Source organism: Paenibacillus sp. FSL H7-0942, assembly GCF_045040715.1.
Classification (GTDB): Bacteria; Bacillota; Bacilli; order Paenibacillales; family Paenibacillaceae; genus Paenibacillus; species Paenibacillus amylolyticus.
On sequence record NZ_CP150279.1, the window covers coordinates 5,668,526 to 5,685,561 of the forward strand.

A 17,036-nucleotide genomic window follows, 5' to 3' on the forward strand; every position below is an offset into this window, starting at 1 on the left:
ATCTTGATGGCATAGGGACTTTCGATCATTTGCAATTCTACTGTTCATTCTATAGAAAAACAACCAATAACTCAACTCATAGATCTGGTAAATAGCGTAACCCTTCTGCCACCGTACGTAATGCCTAGTTTATAGTACACTTGCAGTCCTGTACCTTTTAGTGTGTGTTCAAAAGTCTGTTTTTCGACTCTTTAAACAACTTTGATCAGCGGCGCAAGCCGACAGTAACGATCTCGCATGAATCTGTCTGTATGTTCCATTCCTTGGTGGCAAATGATAATGTTGATGCCTCTTCTATGCTGTTGAGATGAAGTATTTCGCCCTCTTCCTCCAGGATGTTGCTTTTGTATGCCGTTTCGAATGGCTGCGGATTCGCTTGTGATGTTGCAAGCTTCAACGTGGCAGAGTCGGTGGTCATATTGAACCAGCGTAACATGACATCGCCGGAATCTTCATTCACCTTGAGTGAAGAAAAAGCCAAGCCGTCTCCTTGCCATGCAAACGGTGTGTTGTTAGGTGTCAGATAACCCGTGTGTACTTCGGTTTGTGCCAGCGTCCAAGGAACCTGGAACTGATAGGCCTCGATATATGCACCTGACGCTGCACCATTGCCATCATGCGGAATGATCTCGATCTGAAATGTATGTTCACCAAGGCATTGTGCTTCAGGTGTCGGGAACAAACCCCAGTCTCCGAGTTCGCCCACAGCACGAAGCAGCGTTACGGCGATGGTGTTACGTCCATCTTGAAGGACTTCATATTCATTCAGGCCCAGATTGGCAACGACCAATCCGGCGTCCTTTTCACTCACATCCACAAAATTCTGTTGATGCTGTGTATTGCTTGGATTTTGCCACTCCGGTGCAGGCTTGTTATCACGTGTTGCAACTTCGAACATGGAATCCACATGATGAACAGCAGATACAAGATCCGTTGGGAAAAGAGCACGCACCCGATGATCCTTCGCCTGATTGTTAAAGGTTGTTTCCATTTGTACTCCTTTTCCATTACGACTCAGTGATATCACTGTACGAATCTGGAGCGGAATCATTTTAGTTGAACGCTGGGCTTTGCGATGTGGATAATAAATCAGCTCCCGTTGTTCCTGATCCAGCATCTCATCCGCAGACTCCGGTATTTCCCAATGATGAATCACTTCAAACGAGGCCAAGTATGATGTATCTTCTAATACCCGAATCTCGGCCTGAAGCGCTTGTGTTGTCCGCGCCACTTCGTTCTCTGGCTGCTTGAACATGTATTCATTACCGATATCACCCACATTTTCGTACACGCCAAGGTCCTTGTAAGTCCGGCCTGTTCGTTTGTCTGTGAGTGTGAATGAACCGTTGTCTGCAATCGTGACGATCAAATATTGATTCTCCATGCCACGTTCACCACGCAACAAGGTATTTATTTTCGATGGAGAGCCACTCTTTGAATGATCCACAAAGTTGACCAATGCATAGGTTTTTAGTCCAAATGCAGCTACATTTTCTGTTTCAAAACGAATACGTACTCGCCGACAACTATACGGTTGGCGGAAGCGATCATCCGGCAGATCATAGCCGAATTGTAGACCCAGATCCTCCACCGTACATGGAATGTGGTTACCATTTTCATCTACAAGTACGCGGTCTGACAGGTCAACGGCTTTCATCTGCGTCGCCATCTCTTCCAACGTATGTCCATCCCGGAAATACAACCGAGCCGCGTCCAGTTCCATCTGAACTACACCGCTGCGTTCCCACCCCGTTGTATTAAACACTACAACAGGCCGGGCATTTTCGCCGTAACGCTCAAAGATGGAGGTATCGACAGCTGTAGCAATCTGTCTGGTGCTCTCTTCAATTAAAGCCTCTGCTACATGACGGCTCTTATCAAACCGTGTCACCATCTCGCGGTGCACCTCATCCACACTGCATCCACAGATGCTGTCATGCGGGTGATTTTGCATCAGCGTTTTCCAGGCATACGTCAGTTGATCATGTGGATAGGCATGTCCAAGCAGATAGGCGTAGGATGCCAGGGGTTCAGCCACTTTTTCCAGCATAGTCTGGCCCAGCTGGTTCATCTGTTTCAGATACACACGAGCTGAGGCGGTGTTCACCAGAGTTCCCCAGCCATCGGTACGCTGGCTGCGCAATTCGCCTTTGACCGTGGACAGTTCATGTTCAGACGATGCTCTCAAAGCTTCCAGATAATCCGGAAAGTTGGAGTGAATGAACTCGATATCGGGATGTAATTGTTCAGCCATGCGAATCGCTTCTGGCAGATCTCGCTGAATCGGCTGGTGATCACATCCGTTCATGTACAACAACTCATTGGTCGATGCATATTTCTCGGCATCTGCAAGCTTGGTTTCCCAGAACTTGCGGGCCGATTCCTCGTCTACTGGAACTTCATTTCCGTTGGAGTACCAGTTGGCAAACAATACGCCGAGCACTTTTGATCCGTCTGGTCCTTCCCACATCAGCTCCGAGAAGCTTGATTCATATCCGGCATCCGATACCGTATTGTTAAATCCCGTCGGCTTCACACCACGACCAAAAAACACATTATCAATGCCCGATTGCTGCATCAGCTGCGGGGTCTGTCCAACCAATCCGAATGTATCGGGAAAGTAACCAATTTTCGAAGGGGTGCCGTAACGTTTGGCGTCCTTATGTCCAACCTGCATGTTGCGCACATTAGCTTCTCCACTCGTCAGAAACGCATCCTGCAAAATGTACCATGGCCCAATCACAATCCGCCCATTGCGGATATGCTTCTCCAGTCTTTCCTTCTGCTCCGGGCGAACCTGAAGATAATCTTCGATGATAATCGTTTGTCCATCCAAATAAAAGCTTTTATAGTCTGATCCCTCATCAAGCTGATCCAACAGTGAATCGACGAGCTGAATAAGACGCATATGATGCTTCTCATACGGCAAGTACCATTCCCGATCCCAGTGGGTATGCGAAATAATATGTGCTCTCTTTTTCTTGGTCATCGTGTGATCCCACCTCTGTCATCTTGTTGTACAATCTCAACCTCATCAGGGCGATACACCGCAGTCAGCTTTCCGGAAGCATCCGTGGCAAACAGCACCGAACGATTTTTTTCCAGTTGGAACACATACGATACACCTGTACGTTGATCTCTCACGTGAACTTCATGGTTCAAGGCAAACTCCGATACAAATACATACAGATTTCCTTTTGGAAAACTCAGCTTCCGGCCATAGATCCCTGCGATATCTCCGCCAGATATCCATTCCAACTCCTGTTCGATGCCCGAAATCTCGGTTGCATAACGATACAATTCAGCAAGTGGCTCGTCCCATCCATTTAACTCGAGCGGCAGTGGAGTCCAGATTAATTTCCCTTTGCCCAAAGGCAGAACGTGTACTTCATCTGCTGTACCTTTATCCCCATGAAGCAACGTCTCCTTTGCCACCTCGGCGATACGACGCCGTCCATAGGTCACCCGGTGATTCACGCCATTAATATTCAGCAATTCTTCCCGCTGTACGTTACCCAGACTGCGTTTACCTACGATATGATCGGCCCGGTCAGTTGCCTTCCAGTATGCGTCCAGTCCCAGCGGCCCTGTAATGAGCAGGCTCGTGCCTTCCTTCTCCGCAAACGTGAGCAATTGTTGAAGTGCATCGCTGTCCATATTATGTGGACTCGGCACGATAATCAGTTTCGGTGGCTGCTGCTCCAACGCTTCCAGATGATATTCGGATAACGCACGGAATGGCAATTTCAGATCATAGGACATTACACGAGTAAGCTTTGTTGTGGCATCATAGGCCAGGGCACGGTTGGAGAAGTCATTGGAATACGGGAACACGACTGCAATATCCTCCAGCTCGCGGTCTTCAAAGAGATCACGAATGCCATGCATGAATCGGCCAAAATCATAAGACACATCCGCCTCGGGTTTCTCCGTACCATCTGCACGAAGGGCCCCAATATGGGACTCATTGGCATTATCCATATAAAAGTTGGTGTTCCAGATCCATTGCACGGCGCCAGCGCCGCCTGTCGAGAAAGCATAGGCGTACTTTCGTTCGAGAATACCACGAAGCTCCTCTTCCGTACGCTTAGCTCGCCCATCGGGGGTTTCCACATACATGATGCCCGTCTCCTGAATGAGATTCGGTTTGTATGGCGTTTTGGCGAAAATGCCATCCCAGATCAGATCATCGTTCAACCACCAGGAATGCACGGTTGTATAATCCACTTCACGTTCATAGAAGAACGGAGAAGGACGCTGTGCACCAAGGGCTTCGTCCTGTCCCACGGTAACCAGATGATCGGGAACCAGGTCTTTGATCGTACCTACAAGCTCTCTTGCCCAAACATTGTGCATCTCCATAGAGAAGAGACAGTAATCGAGCCAGCGTGTTCCCTTTTTGGCCTTGTGCATGTCCTGTACATCAAAGTTAATCTCTTCCGCCTCCGGGATCACTGCGGCTGCAAAGTTGGGGAGCTGCTTCGGCGACATGTTCCATGCCTCCTGCAACGCTTCAATCGTCTCATGACGCTGCTGAAGCCAAGCGATAAAAGCCTGCTGTTCATACGAATCCCTCGCCGAGCGTGGGCCTGCCGAGAAGATACGCACCGGATCAAACATCGATGGCTCATTAATCAGATCCCAGTCCACATGTGTTGTATCCGTGTGACGACTAACGATGCTGCGGATGAAACGTTTCTGTGCTTCGACACTCTGCGGGTCCAAATACGGATTCGTGCCTTCCCATGTCTCTGGTGTAAAGGAGAAGAAAGTGAACGTGACCTGTAAGCCGTGGCGTTTCGCCGTTAAAATAAATGCATCAATGGCACGAAGCACATCCTCTGCCATATGTCCGTCCACCTGCATCATGTTGCGATAGGCGGTCCAGATTCCTGTCCGAATCCAGTTGATGCCGGCTTTTGCCATCTGGGCCATGTCTCGATCCCAAACATCCGCATTCGGCAGAAACAGAAATTTCCGTGCCACATCAGAGGTCATGTAGGTCATACCCACAACAGGGAGAGGACGTCCGTCTTTTACAAAATAATCCCTGCTGCGGGTAATCACTTCCCCTTCTGCCAGCAGTGCAGCATCCTGTCCCCAGAAGCCTTGACGCAAGGTCCGAACTTCACCGTCAGGAGCCTGCGCGTGGCATATGATCCGATACAGCCCACTTTCAATGGAAACCGGGAGAAGTATACGTTCAAACCGCTGCTCACCGGCAAGTTCCATCTCCAGTCGATGGCTCCATACCTTCTCCGTCGTGCCACTTGTGCGATCTTCATGCTCGACTGTTATGTCGAATGCCCACAGCTCGGACTCGGTAAGTCTGTTGCCTGCTCGCTGTAAAATCTGGCCTTGAAGTGTGAGTACAGCCCGCTCATCTGGCTCATACGAAGCATAATTCGTTTTCAGGGATAACTCAGTTACACCTTGCGCACAGAATTGCGCCCATTTCACAATCTCGGCAGCGCCATCCTGCGTCCAGAATGAGGTGGTCAGCGGCAGATGTACAAACATCCAGCGTGAACCTACGAAAGTCCCGCGGGAGTTTTCCCACAGAACGACCGGAGCGGCGACACTGCGCCCGTCTTTACTCATGCCACGAAGCAATGGATAAATCTGCGTACTCATCGGTCCTGATGACCCCATCTGGTGGGGCAGATCACTTGTTTTGGTTGTATGTGGAACCAAATTCCATGTATCTGCCTTCTCAAACAGCCCCTCTTTCCCAGTGAGAAGCGGGATCTGTTCGGATGAAGTGTACGATTGCACATTGGCAGAAGATACGTTCAGTGCCTCATGAATATAGAGTTCCTGATGATACGCGGTCTGCTCGGACTCTACAACCCATGCCCCATTTTCATATCGAACCGGACGTTTGAAGGGTGCGCCCCCCACACTGATCAGGCTTCCGCCCTGATGCAAGTAAGCTGCAATCTCCGTCCAGGCGGACTTGGGAAAATAGGGTGCATGCAGATTGACCAGACATCCTTCACCTGCTGTGGTCTTCAAAACCTCTGCGAGTTCTTCGGCGTTTACAACGGTGATCTCTTCGACTGCTTTCCATGTATCCAGAGCCTCATGAGTTGGAGAAGCACCTTCCATCGGAAACGCAGGATCAGCGAAGATAATCAGCTTTTTATCATTAGGTTGGATACTCATAACAGGCCATCCTTCATCGATCTGTAGACCAACTGGGAGAACAGGCTGTTGGACCATGCAAACCATTTTCGTGTAAAAATCGTTGGATCATCGGCGTGGAAGCCTTCATGCATATAACCTGTATCTGCATCTGTCGCTTCGAGCATGCGAATAATCTCCAGTTTCTCCTCGGCAGACTGCGCAGTCAGTCCTTGCATGGACAATCCCATATGCCAGATGTAATCTGGTGGGGTGTGCGGGCTACCAATCCCTTTGGCAACCTTGCCCTCATAATAGAATGGGTTCTCTTTGCTCAGAGCGAAGCGGCGCGTATTCTGGTAGATCGGATCATCCGCTGTGACGTAACCCAGATATGGAATGGACATGAGTCCTGGTGTACCCGCATCGTCCATTAGACAGTGGTTGCCATAACCGTCCGTCTCGTACGCATAGATCGGTCCAAATTCCGGATGACGATAAATCCCGTACAACTGAATACCGTGATCCACGTCCTGCTCCAGATCCTTTAATTCCTGCAAAAGCTCCATATCCCGGAACACCCACTCGGCAAACTCCTGCATTTGGCGCAGAGCTACAACCGCGAACATGTTGCCAGGGATATTGTAGTGGAAATCACACGCATCATCACTGGAACGGAAACCGGACCAGATCATCCCCGTGTAGTTGACTGGCATACCTTTTCCGTGATTGCGCAGGGAATCTGTTGGGATGCCGTTATTACGAGTAAAGCGATATGGAGATTGTTCCATGTGATGCTGTTCGACTTTGAACAGGTCCACAATTTTACGCATCGCTGCCTTGAAGCTTGAATCGAAAATGTCAGTCAGCTCGGTTTCCTTCCAATATAAATAAGCCAAACGTACAACAAAACATAATGAGTCAATCTCAAATTTGCGTTCCCACACCCAAGGCGACATCTCGGTCTCGTCCGTGGTATTCCAGTGCCAGTCATTCGCCGTCTCATTGAAGGCATTGGCATAGGGATCGATGTGAACATATTGGATATGACGTTTGATCAGCCCGCCAATAATGCGTTGCAGGTCCTCGTCTTCTTTTGCAAACGGAATGTAATGTACTACCTGCTCCACGGAATCACGCAGCCAGGAAGCCGGAATATCTCCTGTGATCACAAACGTAGTACCATCCTCCATCAACTTGGTTGTTGTTTCGATGGTATTGGGGAAGCAGTTTTTGAATAATTGAAGCAGCTTCGGTCGGTGAGCCAGTTTCTGTTCTGCTTCTTCGAGCACGGCCTGAATGGATTGTGGCAAAGCAACAGGTGGCATTGGTATTTTGGGTAATCTGAACTGTTCCATGGATGAGTGCAACTCCTTAAACAAATTGAATGGTGTAGCTATAAAAGATCAAGCTGAGAACATTCACACTAGCCACTACGATGACAGAATAACCTTCTGATCGCTGTTATCCCCAGATTTTTTTGATTCCCTTTTCTAAAGGGTAAATCCGGGGATAAAGGCGAACGCTTCGCTTCTTCTGGTTATTTCTGTCCTCTCCGTTAACGTGTGAATAAAGAGCTGGACATATATAGCTCGAAATATTTCAAAAAGGTTTACCGCAGTAGCACGGTTTGTATTTGGTAAGGTTTAAAAGATAATGTAATCTGGCCATTGGTATGGGCCAGTGGTTGGACCGGTTCTTCCAGTGCGTTGGAGTGATACGCCTGTTCAAAGGCATGTGGCCATTGCAATGTGATGTTTTCGCGTTTGCCTGATGATTCATAGAAACGAAGTACGGTGCCTTGTCCATCCTCTGCCAATTTGACCGTATCGAGAATGACGTGATTACTATTAAAGTTAATCCAGGAGCCTGTTGCTGGACGTACAGGTGCCGCATGAGTAGTTGCATCTGCGGTTGGATCGACTCCAGCTCCTAGACTTTGGTGTACTTGATGCCTCTGTTGTACCTGCTCCATCTGTTGCACTTGCTGCGACTGTTGTACTTGTTCTACTTGTTGCACAACCACCTCATGATTCAGCTCGGCAGCCTGACGTACGGTGTGTGCAGTTCGCCAGTCTCCGTCGTGAGGGTAGAGGGAATAGGTGAATTCATGTTCTCCCAGATCGGCTGTGCGATCAGGCCATTTGGGTGCTCGCAGCAAGGACAAACGAATGGTGCTTCCCTGCACGTCGTACCCGTACTTGCAGTCATTGAGGAGGCTCACGCCGTATCCATATTCGGATACATCTGCAAAGCGATGTCCACAGACTTCATACTGCGCTTGTTCCCAGCTTGTGTTGCGATGTGTTGGACGTTCCAGTGAGCCAAATGGAATTTCAAATGTTGCCTTGGAGGTCACCACATCAATCGGGAAACCAACTTTCAGAAGTTTGTGATTTTCGTTCCAGTTCACCTGTGTTTGGAAGTCAATTCGCCGTGAGTCATGATAAAAGACGATATCTTGTGTGATTTCCGATTGATGTAGCTTCCAGCGGAAGCGCAGGACATCTTTCGTTGAACCCGCAAGCACCAGCTTTTTCTCCAAAAGTTCCACTTCGCCAGCAATCTGTTCTTCATAACGACTGTCGATATCCCATGCATCCCAAAGCGTTGGACGATCGTGGAAGAAGTGAAGTTGATTGCCTCGTTCACCCGGCTTCAGCATCTCACGCTCTGCATTTTTATCCCACAGGCGGGTGATCTCCCCACGTTCATTGAACTGCACATGATAAAAGGCAGTATCCCATGTATCATTAAAGGTTGTTTGTGCGGCAAGGTTCTTCATTTCCCGTACATTCGTTTCCCTTGTATTTTCCGGTACCAGCCAAATCGTCTTATATCCAAACGCCGGAATGTCTGTCACGAGAATAGACATGCTGCCATCCTCCCGATCCATCCGCAAGCGCTGGCCTTTTTCATCGATGCCGTAGCGATCCAAGCCATCCTGCACAGGAAGTTGAACGACTGCACTCCGTTTCCAGCCCAGGCTGTTGAATACAACATAGGCTAATGAACCTTCCGGTCCCTCTGTGTTGATACCCGTTGTCAATGCAGCAATGCCTTGATCCAGTCCGGTTCTGCCTAATTCAAATACCTGTACATATTCCTCATTCGAAGTGACGTAGGACTCCGTAATCGCCGATCCCGGTATAATATCGTGGAATTGATTCAGCAAAATCAGCTTCCAGCCTTCATGCAGATTCGAACGCACTTCAGCTTCTGCATCTGCCTCCATATCTGGCAGAGCGAGTGTATTCCACAGCTCAGCTTCTCGATACAGAACCTCCGCTTTCCGGTTGTTGCGCTTATTGCGCGCATGGGTCGTGTAGGTTCCCCGATGTAACTCCAGATACAGATCGCCATGCCACTTCGGAAGTACAGGTTGCTCCTTTTCAATTCCGGCAAAGAAAGCTCCAGCTGTACTATATCGGCTCGCAGGCTGTCCAACCATCAGGTCTGCGCGATCCACATACTCCAGCATCTCGCGTGTTACGCCACCGCCGCCATCTCCGTGTCCGTATAGAAGCATATGCTCCGGATGAGCCGCTTTCTCACGGTAGGACTGCCAGTGATCATGAATGTCCTTCGGCAACGTATGCTCGTTAACACCATGATTGAGGTAGGACAGGATCGGTGTGCCGTCAATGCCCACCCAGTGGAAGAGATCGTATGGAAACACATTTGTGTCGTTCCATCCGAGCTTTGTTGTCATGAAATATTCCACATTGCCATGCTTCAAAATCTGTGGCAGGGAGGCACAATACCCAAACGTATCCGGCAACCATTCAATCTGTGATGTCTTGCCAAACTCCTCCATATAGAAACGCTGACCATATAACATCTGGCGAATCAGGGACTCCCCGCTCGGGATGTTCAGATCCGGCTCAACCCACATGCCGCCAACCAGTTCCCAGCGGCCTTCTACAATCCGCTGCTTCACCCGCGCGTAAAGCTCGGGATCATGCTCCTTCAGAAACGCATATAGTAAGGGCTGGCTCTGGGAATAAACATAGTCCGGATATTCATTCATGAGTGCATCCACGGTGGAGAAAGTACGGCTCGTTTTGCGTACCGTCTCACGTACAGGCCACAGCCAGGCAATATCAATATGGGACTGTCCCACCATATGCTCCAGACCTTCCGCGTTTCCGCCAATCTCACGCACATGATGCTTCAGATTATTCTCAATCTGACGAATACCCTCTCCCTGCTCAATCTCTTCTGCTGACATGCCTACAAATTGATCCATCGCACGATACACCAGTTCTAACAGGCGAACCCGCCGAAAGTCACTTTCCGGTAGCAACACAGCCGAATCACGTACAATGATGACCGTATACATGAGACTGCGAACCGCTTCATTTGGCCTTACCAGCAGGCTCGTAATTGATGTGATTGGCGGCTGAATAACCGCCTGTTGATTCAACGGGTCTACAGGTTCAGGTACCGGATCAAACATCTCGATCTCCAGTTCTGGAGCGTTTCCGACTTTGGATGGATCAAGCGTGACGTAGGTATGATTGCGGTCAAGGCCCTGATAAGAGTTCCCATTTACCCGAAGCAAGCCTTCTCCGCCTGTCTCAAATACAAGCCCATAAGGTGTTTGCTGCCATGTAGCAGGAATCTCCAAACGTGTTCTGAAAAAATAAGTCGTTCCCTGTTTGCTCGGAAAACGCTCAAAATCTTGCCCTTCGGGGTACTCACCCTGATCCTCATACTGTCCTGGCACATGATAATAAGCGCGGGTAATGTCCCAGCTGCGCAGCTGTAATTTCTCCAGCCACTGATGTTCGGACAACTCGCGAATAAATCGTCTGATACGTTCCAACGTCTTACGCCTCCCTTACGGTCAGTTCGGCCATTTGCGTATCGTTTACGCTGCTGCCGATATGAATATGGAATTGTCCCGGTTCAACGACAGGCTTCAAATCACGACCAATATACTGCAGCTGCTCGGCCCCGATGTGGAATTCCACGGTCTGTGTCTCTCCCGGCTCCAGGTTCACTTTTGCAAACCCCTTCAGTTCCTTGGCCGGACGAGTTAGTGAGCTGACCACGTCAGAGATGTACATCTGTACAACTTCTGCACCTGCATAACGGCCGGTGTTGGTCACGTTCACCGATACCGTAACTGAATCATCAGTTGTCATAGATGCAGCACTCAGCTGCGGTTCACTGTACTCATATGTGGTATAGCTAAGTCCGTATCCAAATGCATAACGTGGCTCCAGATCCTCTTCGAGGTAACGTTTGCCTCGGGAACGTTTGCCGTTATAATAGATCGGTAATTGGCCGACATGCTTCGGAATGGAGATCGTCAATTTGCCTGACGGATTCACATCACCGAATAAAATATCTGCAATGGCACGACCGCCCTCTTGACCCGGATACCACGCCTCCAGAATTGCATCGGCATGTTCATCCACCCAAGGTTCAGTGATGGGACGACCATTAATGTAAACAACGACAAGCTTCTTGCCGAGCTTGTGAATCTCCTGAATAAGTTCCAACTGTACTCCGGCAAGACCCAACGTCATCCGGTCGATCCCTTCGCCACACTCCATATCATTCCAGGAGTTATCCGACACATTGGAAGCCCCCGTCTTCAGATCAATTGTTCCTTCTCCAAAGTCACGTGCACTGGAGCCGCCAACCACCATAATGACCGTATCCGCTTGACTGGCAACTTCGATCGCACGCTCGAATCCTTCTTTCGAATCACCTTTGATCCGGCAGCCTGGTGCATAAAGAACCTGATCTGTACTGCTGTCACCAGTCAAAGCACCAACAGAACTCTTCTCCGTTTGCCCATCCACATGATTAGCCAGCTTACTGCGAATCCCATCCAGTACCGTCGCCACTTTCGACTTCGGTTGCGGAGATGTGTAATCACCCAGTTGATTGTAGGCCTGATCCGCATTTGGGCCGATCACGGCAATCCGGCCCACATTTGCTAACGAGAGAGGTAACGTGTCAGCCTCATTTTTGAGAAGTACAACCCCTTCCGCAGCCAACTGGCGTGCCAGTTGAATATGCGCTTCACTTCCAATTACTTCTGCTGCCCGATCGGCATCCACATAAGGCTGTTCGAATAAGCCCAGTCTGAACTTCAACGCCAGCACGCGAGAGGTAGCCTGATCCAGAACCTGCATATCAAGCTTGCCTTCTGCCACCGCCTGCACCAGATATTGCCCAAACATCTCACCGGACATTTCCATATCGATGCCTGCCTCAATCGCCTGTACGGAAGCTTCCATTCCATCTGCCGCGACATCATGCCCACTTGCCAGCATGTTGATCGCACCACAATCCGTAATGACCAGACCGTCAAAGCCCCAATCCTTACGCAAAACATCTTCCAGCAATTCCGTATTCACGGTGCAAGGCGCGCCATCAATTTCGTTATATGCTGGCATGATCGACGCAGCGCCCGCTTCCACCGCTTTGCGGAATGGATAGAGATCCACTTCCAGTAGCTCGCGCCAGCCCATATGTACAGGCCCTGCATTACGTCCGCCTTCTGAGCTGCCATAACCAACAAAATGTTTCAGCGTTGCCGCTACTGTATCTCCACGGTCAAGACTTTCACCCTGAAGCCCTTCTACGGAAGCAACTGCCAGCTCTCCAATGAGAAACGGATCTTCACCGAAACATTCCTCCGTACGTCCCCAGCGCGGATCACGCACAACATCCAGTACCGGAGAATAGGTGACCGCACCACCTTGAGCACGTGTCTCCCGTGCTACTGCCCGGCACATCTCCCGATACAGATCCACATTCCAGGTGCTCCCCAGTAAAAGAGGGACAGGATAGACCGTTCCGTCAATAGCCATATGACCATGCGAGCACTCTTCCCCGATCAGAATGGGAATCCCCAGTCTGGAATGTTCTATTGCATAACGTTGAATCAGATTGACCGCCTCAGCGCCTTCTCTGGCGGATAGTCCATTTTCCAGCGTAACGCCCGTCCACGGATCTGCGCGAAGTGCACCATAGAGGGAGCCGACGCCCCCATTTTCCACTTGCTGTTTAAAGGATTCGTTTAACGTGATGTTCCCTTGATCATTCGTATAGGTCTGCCAGCCAAATGGCTGCGTAAGTTGACCTACCTTTTCTTCCGTAGTCATCAGGCTAAGCAGGTGTTGTACCCGTTCCTCTACGGATTTGCTTTGGTCCTTATAAGTCATCAATCTGCATCTCTCCAATCCTATAACGTGATCCGGTTATTCTTTGACCGCGCCTACCGTCAGACCCTGTACGAAATAACGCTGGAAGAACGGATAAGCGAATATAATCGGTAACGTAGCAAGCACAACCATCGCCATTCGGGACGTATCCTGCGGAATGGACTGCATGGCTGCCAGACTCATCGAACTGTTAGCAGAGTTCTGCTGGATAAATTGAATACTCGACTCAATCCGCATTAACATAGATTGCAGTGGTACCAGATTCGGATTATCGATGTATAACAGCGCATTGAACCAATCATTCCAGTAACCGAGTGTACTGAACAACCCGATGGTTGCCAGTCCCGGCAAGGAGAGTGGAACCACGATTTTCATAAAGGTATAGAACTCACCGGCGCCATCAATCTTCGCCGATTCAATGACTGCATCCGGTACACTGGTGGAGTAGAATGTACGCAGGATCATAATATAGAAGGCATTCATCGCCAGCGGCAGAATCAGTGCCCATAACGTATCTTTCAACCCGAGCAGCTGGGATACGACCATATAGGTTGGAATCATCCCGCCGTTGAACAGCATGGTAAGAATTGCAAAGATGGAGAAAAATCTCCGATATCTGAAGCTCTTGCGGGAAACCGCATACGCATACAGCGACATGAGAATCAGACTGATGATGGTACCAAGTACCGTCACCAGGATGGTAACTCCATACGCCCGCAGCAGCGTGTCCCCACTCTGCCAGACAAACTGATATGCCGCGAGACTCCATTCTGCCGGAATCAGACGATACCCATCACGGGCCAGTGCTTTCTCGTCTGTAAACGAGATGATAACTACAAATATAAAAGGAAATACACAGATCAGAGCAAATAGACCGGCGATGATGTTCATGATCACGTTCCATCCGTTGGATACGTGGTGGAAGTCGCGTTTTTTAACGAGCCTTGCTTGAGCCATAGTGGTTCACTCCTTTCCCTGTCCTAGAATAGGCTGCTGTCTTTATCTACTTTGCGAACAACATAGTTGGAGATAATAACAAGCACAAAGCCCACCACGGATTGATACAATCCCGCTGCTGTACTCATGCCGATCTCACCACTAGTTTTCAAACCTCGATATACATACGTATCAATAACATTGGTCACGGAATAAAGCGTACCCGAATCCCTTGGCACCTGATAGAAGAGTCCAAAGTCGGCATAGAAAATGCGGCCTACGGCCAGCAAGGTCATAATCGTGATGATGGGCGACAGCAACGGAATCGTAATATTGCGAATCTGCTGCCATTTGCTTGCTCCATCAATCATGGCTGCTTCATACAGTGATTTATCAATCCCCAGTATGGAAGCTAGATAGACAACGCTGCTATAACCGATGGTTTTCCATAACGCTACGAATACCAGAATATACGGCCAATATTTCGCCTCAGAGTACCACTGAATTGGTTCCATCCCAAACCAGCCGATAATCTGATTCAACATCCCGCGGTCCATGCTCAAGAAGCTGAATGCGAAGTAACCAACAATAACCCAGGAGAGAAAATACGGCAGAAACATGCCGGTTTGGTACAGTTTGGCGAGTCGTTTATTGACTAGTTCCGAGAGCAGGATTGCCAATGCCACAGCAAACACCAGTCCCAGGAAGATAATGGCGATGTTATAAAAGAGGGTGTTGCGTGTAATGAGCCATGCGTCACTTGTGCTGAACAGGAATTTGAAATTGTCCCAGCCAACCCATTCACTCTTCATCAGACTTGCCCAGAACCCTTCACGGCTGAATCGATATTCTTTGAAAGCAGCCACTGTACCCACGAGTGGCAAGTAGGAGAAGAAGAAGAACCAGATGGCGCCTGGTAGCACCATGAGCAACATGACTCGGTTTCTAATCAGGTTTTTCAAAAATGTAGTCATTGTGGAGATCCTCCTTCAGGCTTGAATGAAAAAGGACCGGACGCGATAAGCAGCCGCCCGATCCTTACGATGTACTGTTACTTGTTTTCCGCTCTCCAGGCATCCAGCTGGCTTTGGGCTTCAGCCATTACTTTCTCCAGTCCGGCTTGATTGAACTTCTCAATCACTTGATCCAGATTGGCTGCCGGGTCCAGTGTACCTGTCATCAGTGCTGCCCAATATTGCTCTTTCACGTTCTGTACCGCCGTCAGTTCGGACGATACATTGCTTGCATCAAAGTTAAAGCTGAGGATCGGGGAATTGACACCTTCAGCGTTAAACTTCTTGAACTCATCCCATTTGTTATCCGGGTCATTGCTGTTCAGATAGAGCAGCATGTTGTTCCCAAGGGAGTATGAAGGCATATCGTAGTTTTTCGATTCAGGCAGATTTTCCATATGTGTGTCATCCACTTTTTTGTAGTGTGTGCCCTCAATACCGGAGTCCACCATATTACGCAGCACAGGATCTGTATTGAGCAGGTTCAGGAATTCCATCGCTTTCTCCGGATATTCCGAGTTGGCCGAGATGGCCATGATGGAACCTTGTACAGATGTATTCGTTATAATTGCTTCACTTGCAGGTGTTGAAACGACTTGATAACCGTAACTTGCAGACCATTGATTGTCCGCGAGCGGCTGAGTCTGTGCACGATCCAGGAACCAGTTGCCCGATGTTGTCAGGTCGTTCGTGGAACCTGTTGTTGCCGCTTCTGCCGATACATAACCAGCCTTGTAGTATTTGTGCATCGTAGTAAGTGCTTCTTTCATTTCAGGTGTTTCCAGTATGTTTACAAGCTTATAGTCTGTTGTATCCAGCTTGATTGCCATTGGCAGATTCTGAATGACATAGTCATAAGGCACGTAAGGAACATAGTTTTTATCCATGGCAAATGGTGTTACACTCGCCTCGTTTTCCTTAATTGTTTTGAGCAGAGGCTCCAGACTGTCTAACGTACGAACGCCAGAGATGTCCAACTTGTATTTATCAACCAGCATTTGGTTAAAGCGCCATACCTCTTGTTGTGGCAACTCTTTGTTGGCTGGAATTCCGTAATTGTGTCCATCTACCTTGGAACCGCTGAGGAATGCAGGATCAATGGTCTTGGTAAGATCCTGACCGTATTCAGTAAGCAGGTCATCCAGTTCAAGGAATGCACCTTTTCTAGCATTTTGTACATAATCGAATCCACCAGAAGAAGTGAACAGAATGTCCATTGGCTCACCGGATGCTACGTTAACCTGCATCTTCTGCGGGTAATCACCCCAGTCAACCATCTTCATCGTTACCGTGGCATTAATTTTCTCTTTGGTATACTTGCTGACTTCTTCCATCACTTTGTTGACGTCTTTCTGAGGGGTACCGATGGTATACCAGATCAACTCTACCGCGTCATCTCCAGCTCCCCCGGATTCTGAAGCGTCTTTGCTTCCTCCACAGGCACTAAGAACAAGTGTAACGGCCATTAACAATGCAAGAACGAGTGAGAAGCGTTTTCTTTGTTTACTCATTTCTTTGATCCTCCCTTTTCGTGTTCCCTTAGGCTCTACTTACTAACTGCTTTAACCTTATCGAATGAAAGCATTTACAAAAAGAAGATAAACTTAAGTTTTCGAGGTACAAATTAAAGAGAAATCGTCCTTGGGCAACTTTTTTGTACCTATTTAAATAAATCGCTTACATGAAAGAGACATGCCGGGTAACGTATGCCATGATTTTCTACCATGCCATTCCTGTTCCCGATATGTCTCTTGGCTCTCTGTCCCCATGGTTGGAT

8 protein-coding genes are annotated in these 17,036 nt (G+C 48.8%); all 8 read right to left on the reverse strand.

Annotation, left to right across the window (positions count from 1 at the left end; all coding sequences use genetic code 11):
- Positions 1-205: 205 nt before the first annotated feature.
- Positions 206-2,989, reverse strand: a complete 2,784-nt coding sequence (locus MHI48_RS24980; RefSeq protein WP_076329003.1) for an alpha-mannosidase — start codon at positions 2,987-2,989, stop codon at positions 206-208.
- Positions 2,986-6,165, reverse strand: coding sequence for a beta-galactosidase (locus MHI48_RS24985; RefSeq protein WP_076329002.1), 3,180 nt, complete (start codon positions 6,163-6,165; stop codon positions 2,986-2,988). The genes MHI48_RS24980 and MHI48_RS24985 overlap by 4 nt, the downstream gene beginning before the upstream one ends.
- Positions 6,162-7,481: a glycoside hydrolase family 125 protein gene (locus MHI48_RS24990; protein WP_076329001.1), complete on the reverse strand. Its 1,320-nt coding sequence runs from the start codon at positions 7,479-7,481 to the stop codon at positions 6,162-6,164. Before MHI48_RS24990 ends, MHI48_RS24985 begins: the two co-directional genes overlap by 4 nt.
- 254 nt (positions 7,482-7,735) lie before the next feature.
- The gene (locus tag MHI48_RS24995) at positions 7,736-10,951 is read right to left on the reverse strand and encodes an alpha-mannosidase (RefSeq protein ID WP_405142105.1); all 3,216 of its coding nucleotides are present in this window, start codon (positions 10,949-10,951) and stop codon (positions 7,736-7,738) included.
- A 4-nt stretch (positions 10,952-10,955) separates the two neighbouring features.
- Positions 10,956-13,310, reverse strand: coding sequence for a glycoside hydrolase family 3 N-terminal domain-containing protein (locus MHI48_RS25000; protein ID WP_405144719.1), 2,355 nt, complete (start codon positions 13,308-13,310; stop codon positions 10,956-10,958).
- A gap of 36 nt (positions 13,311-13,346) precedes the next feature.
- Positions 13,347-14,267 carry a carbohydrate ABC transporter permease gene (locus MHI48_RS25005; RefSeq protein ID WP_340031188.1) on the reverse strand — a complete coding sequence of 307 codons (921 nt, stop codon included), beginning with the start codon at positions 14,265-14,267 and terminating at the stop codon, positions 13,347-13,349.
- Positions 14,268-14,290: 23 nt separating this feature from the next.
- Positions 14,291-15,220 (reverse strand): sugar ABC transporter permease, encoded by a 930-nt coding sequence (locus MHI48_RS25010; protein WP_036605780.1) that lies wholly within the window; start codon positions 15,218-15,220, stop codon positions 14,291-14,293.
- A gap of 77 nt (positions 15,221-15,297) precedes the next feature.
- Complete coding sequence (locus MHI48_RS25015) at positions 15,298-16,770, reverse strand: extracellular solute-binding protein (protein WP_353883369.1); 1,473 nt, start codon at positions 16,768-16,770, stop codon at positions 15,298-15,300.
- Positions 16,771-17,036 lie beyond the last annotated feature (266 nt).

Bases quoted from the DNA above. Each gene is read 5' to 3' on its own strand.
- MHI48_RS24980 (WP_076329003.1), bottom strand. From the start codon at position 2,989: ATGACCAAGAAAAAGAGAGCACATATTATTTCGCATACCCACTGGGAT.
- MHI48_RS24985 (WP_076329002.1), bottom strand. From the start codon at position 6,165: ATGAGTATCCAACCTAATGATAAAAAGCTGATTATCTTCGCTGATCCT.
- MHI48_RS24990 (WP_076329001.1), bottom strand. From the start codon at position 7,481: ATGGAACAGTTCAGATTACCCAAAATACCAATGCCACCTGTTGCTTTG.
- MHI48_RS25000 (WP_405144719.1), bottom strand. From the start codon at position 13,310: ATGACTTATAAGGACCAAAGCAAATCCGTAGAGGAACGGGTACAACAC.
- MHI48_RS25005 (WP_340031188.1), bottom strand. From the start codon at position 14,267: ATGGCTCAAGCAAGGCTCGTTAAAAAACGCGACTTCCACCACGTATCC.
- MHI48_RS25010 (WP_036605780.1), bottom strand. From the start codon at position 15,220: ATGACTACATTTTTGAAAAACCTGATTAGAAACCGAGTCATGTTGCTC.
- MHI48_RS25015 (WP_353883369.1), bottom strand. From the start codon at position 16,770: ATGAGTAAACAAAGAAAACGCTTCTCACTCGTTCTTGCATTGTTAATG.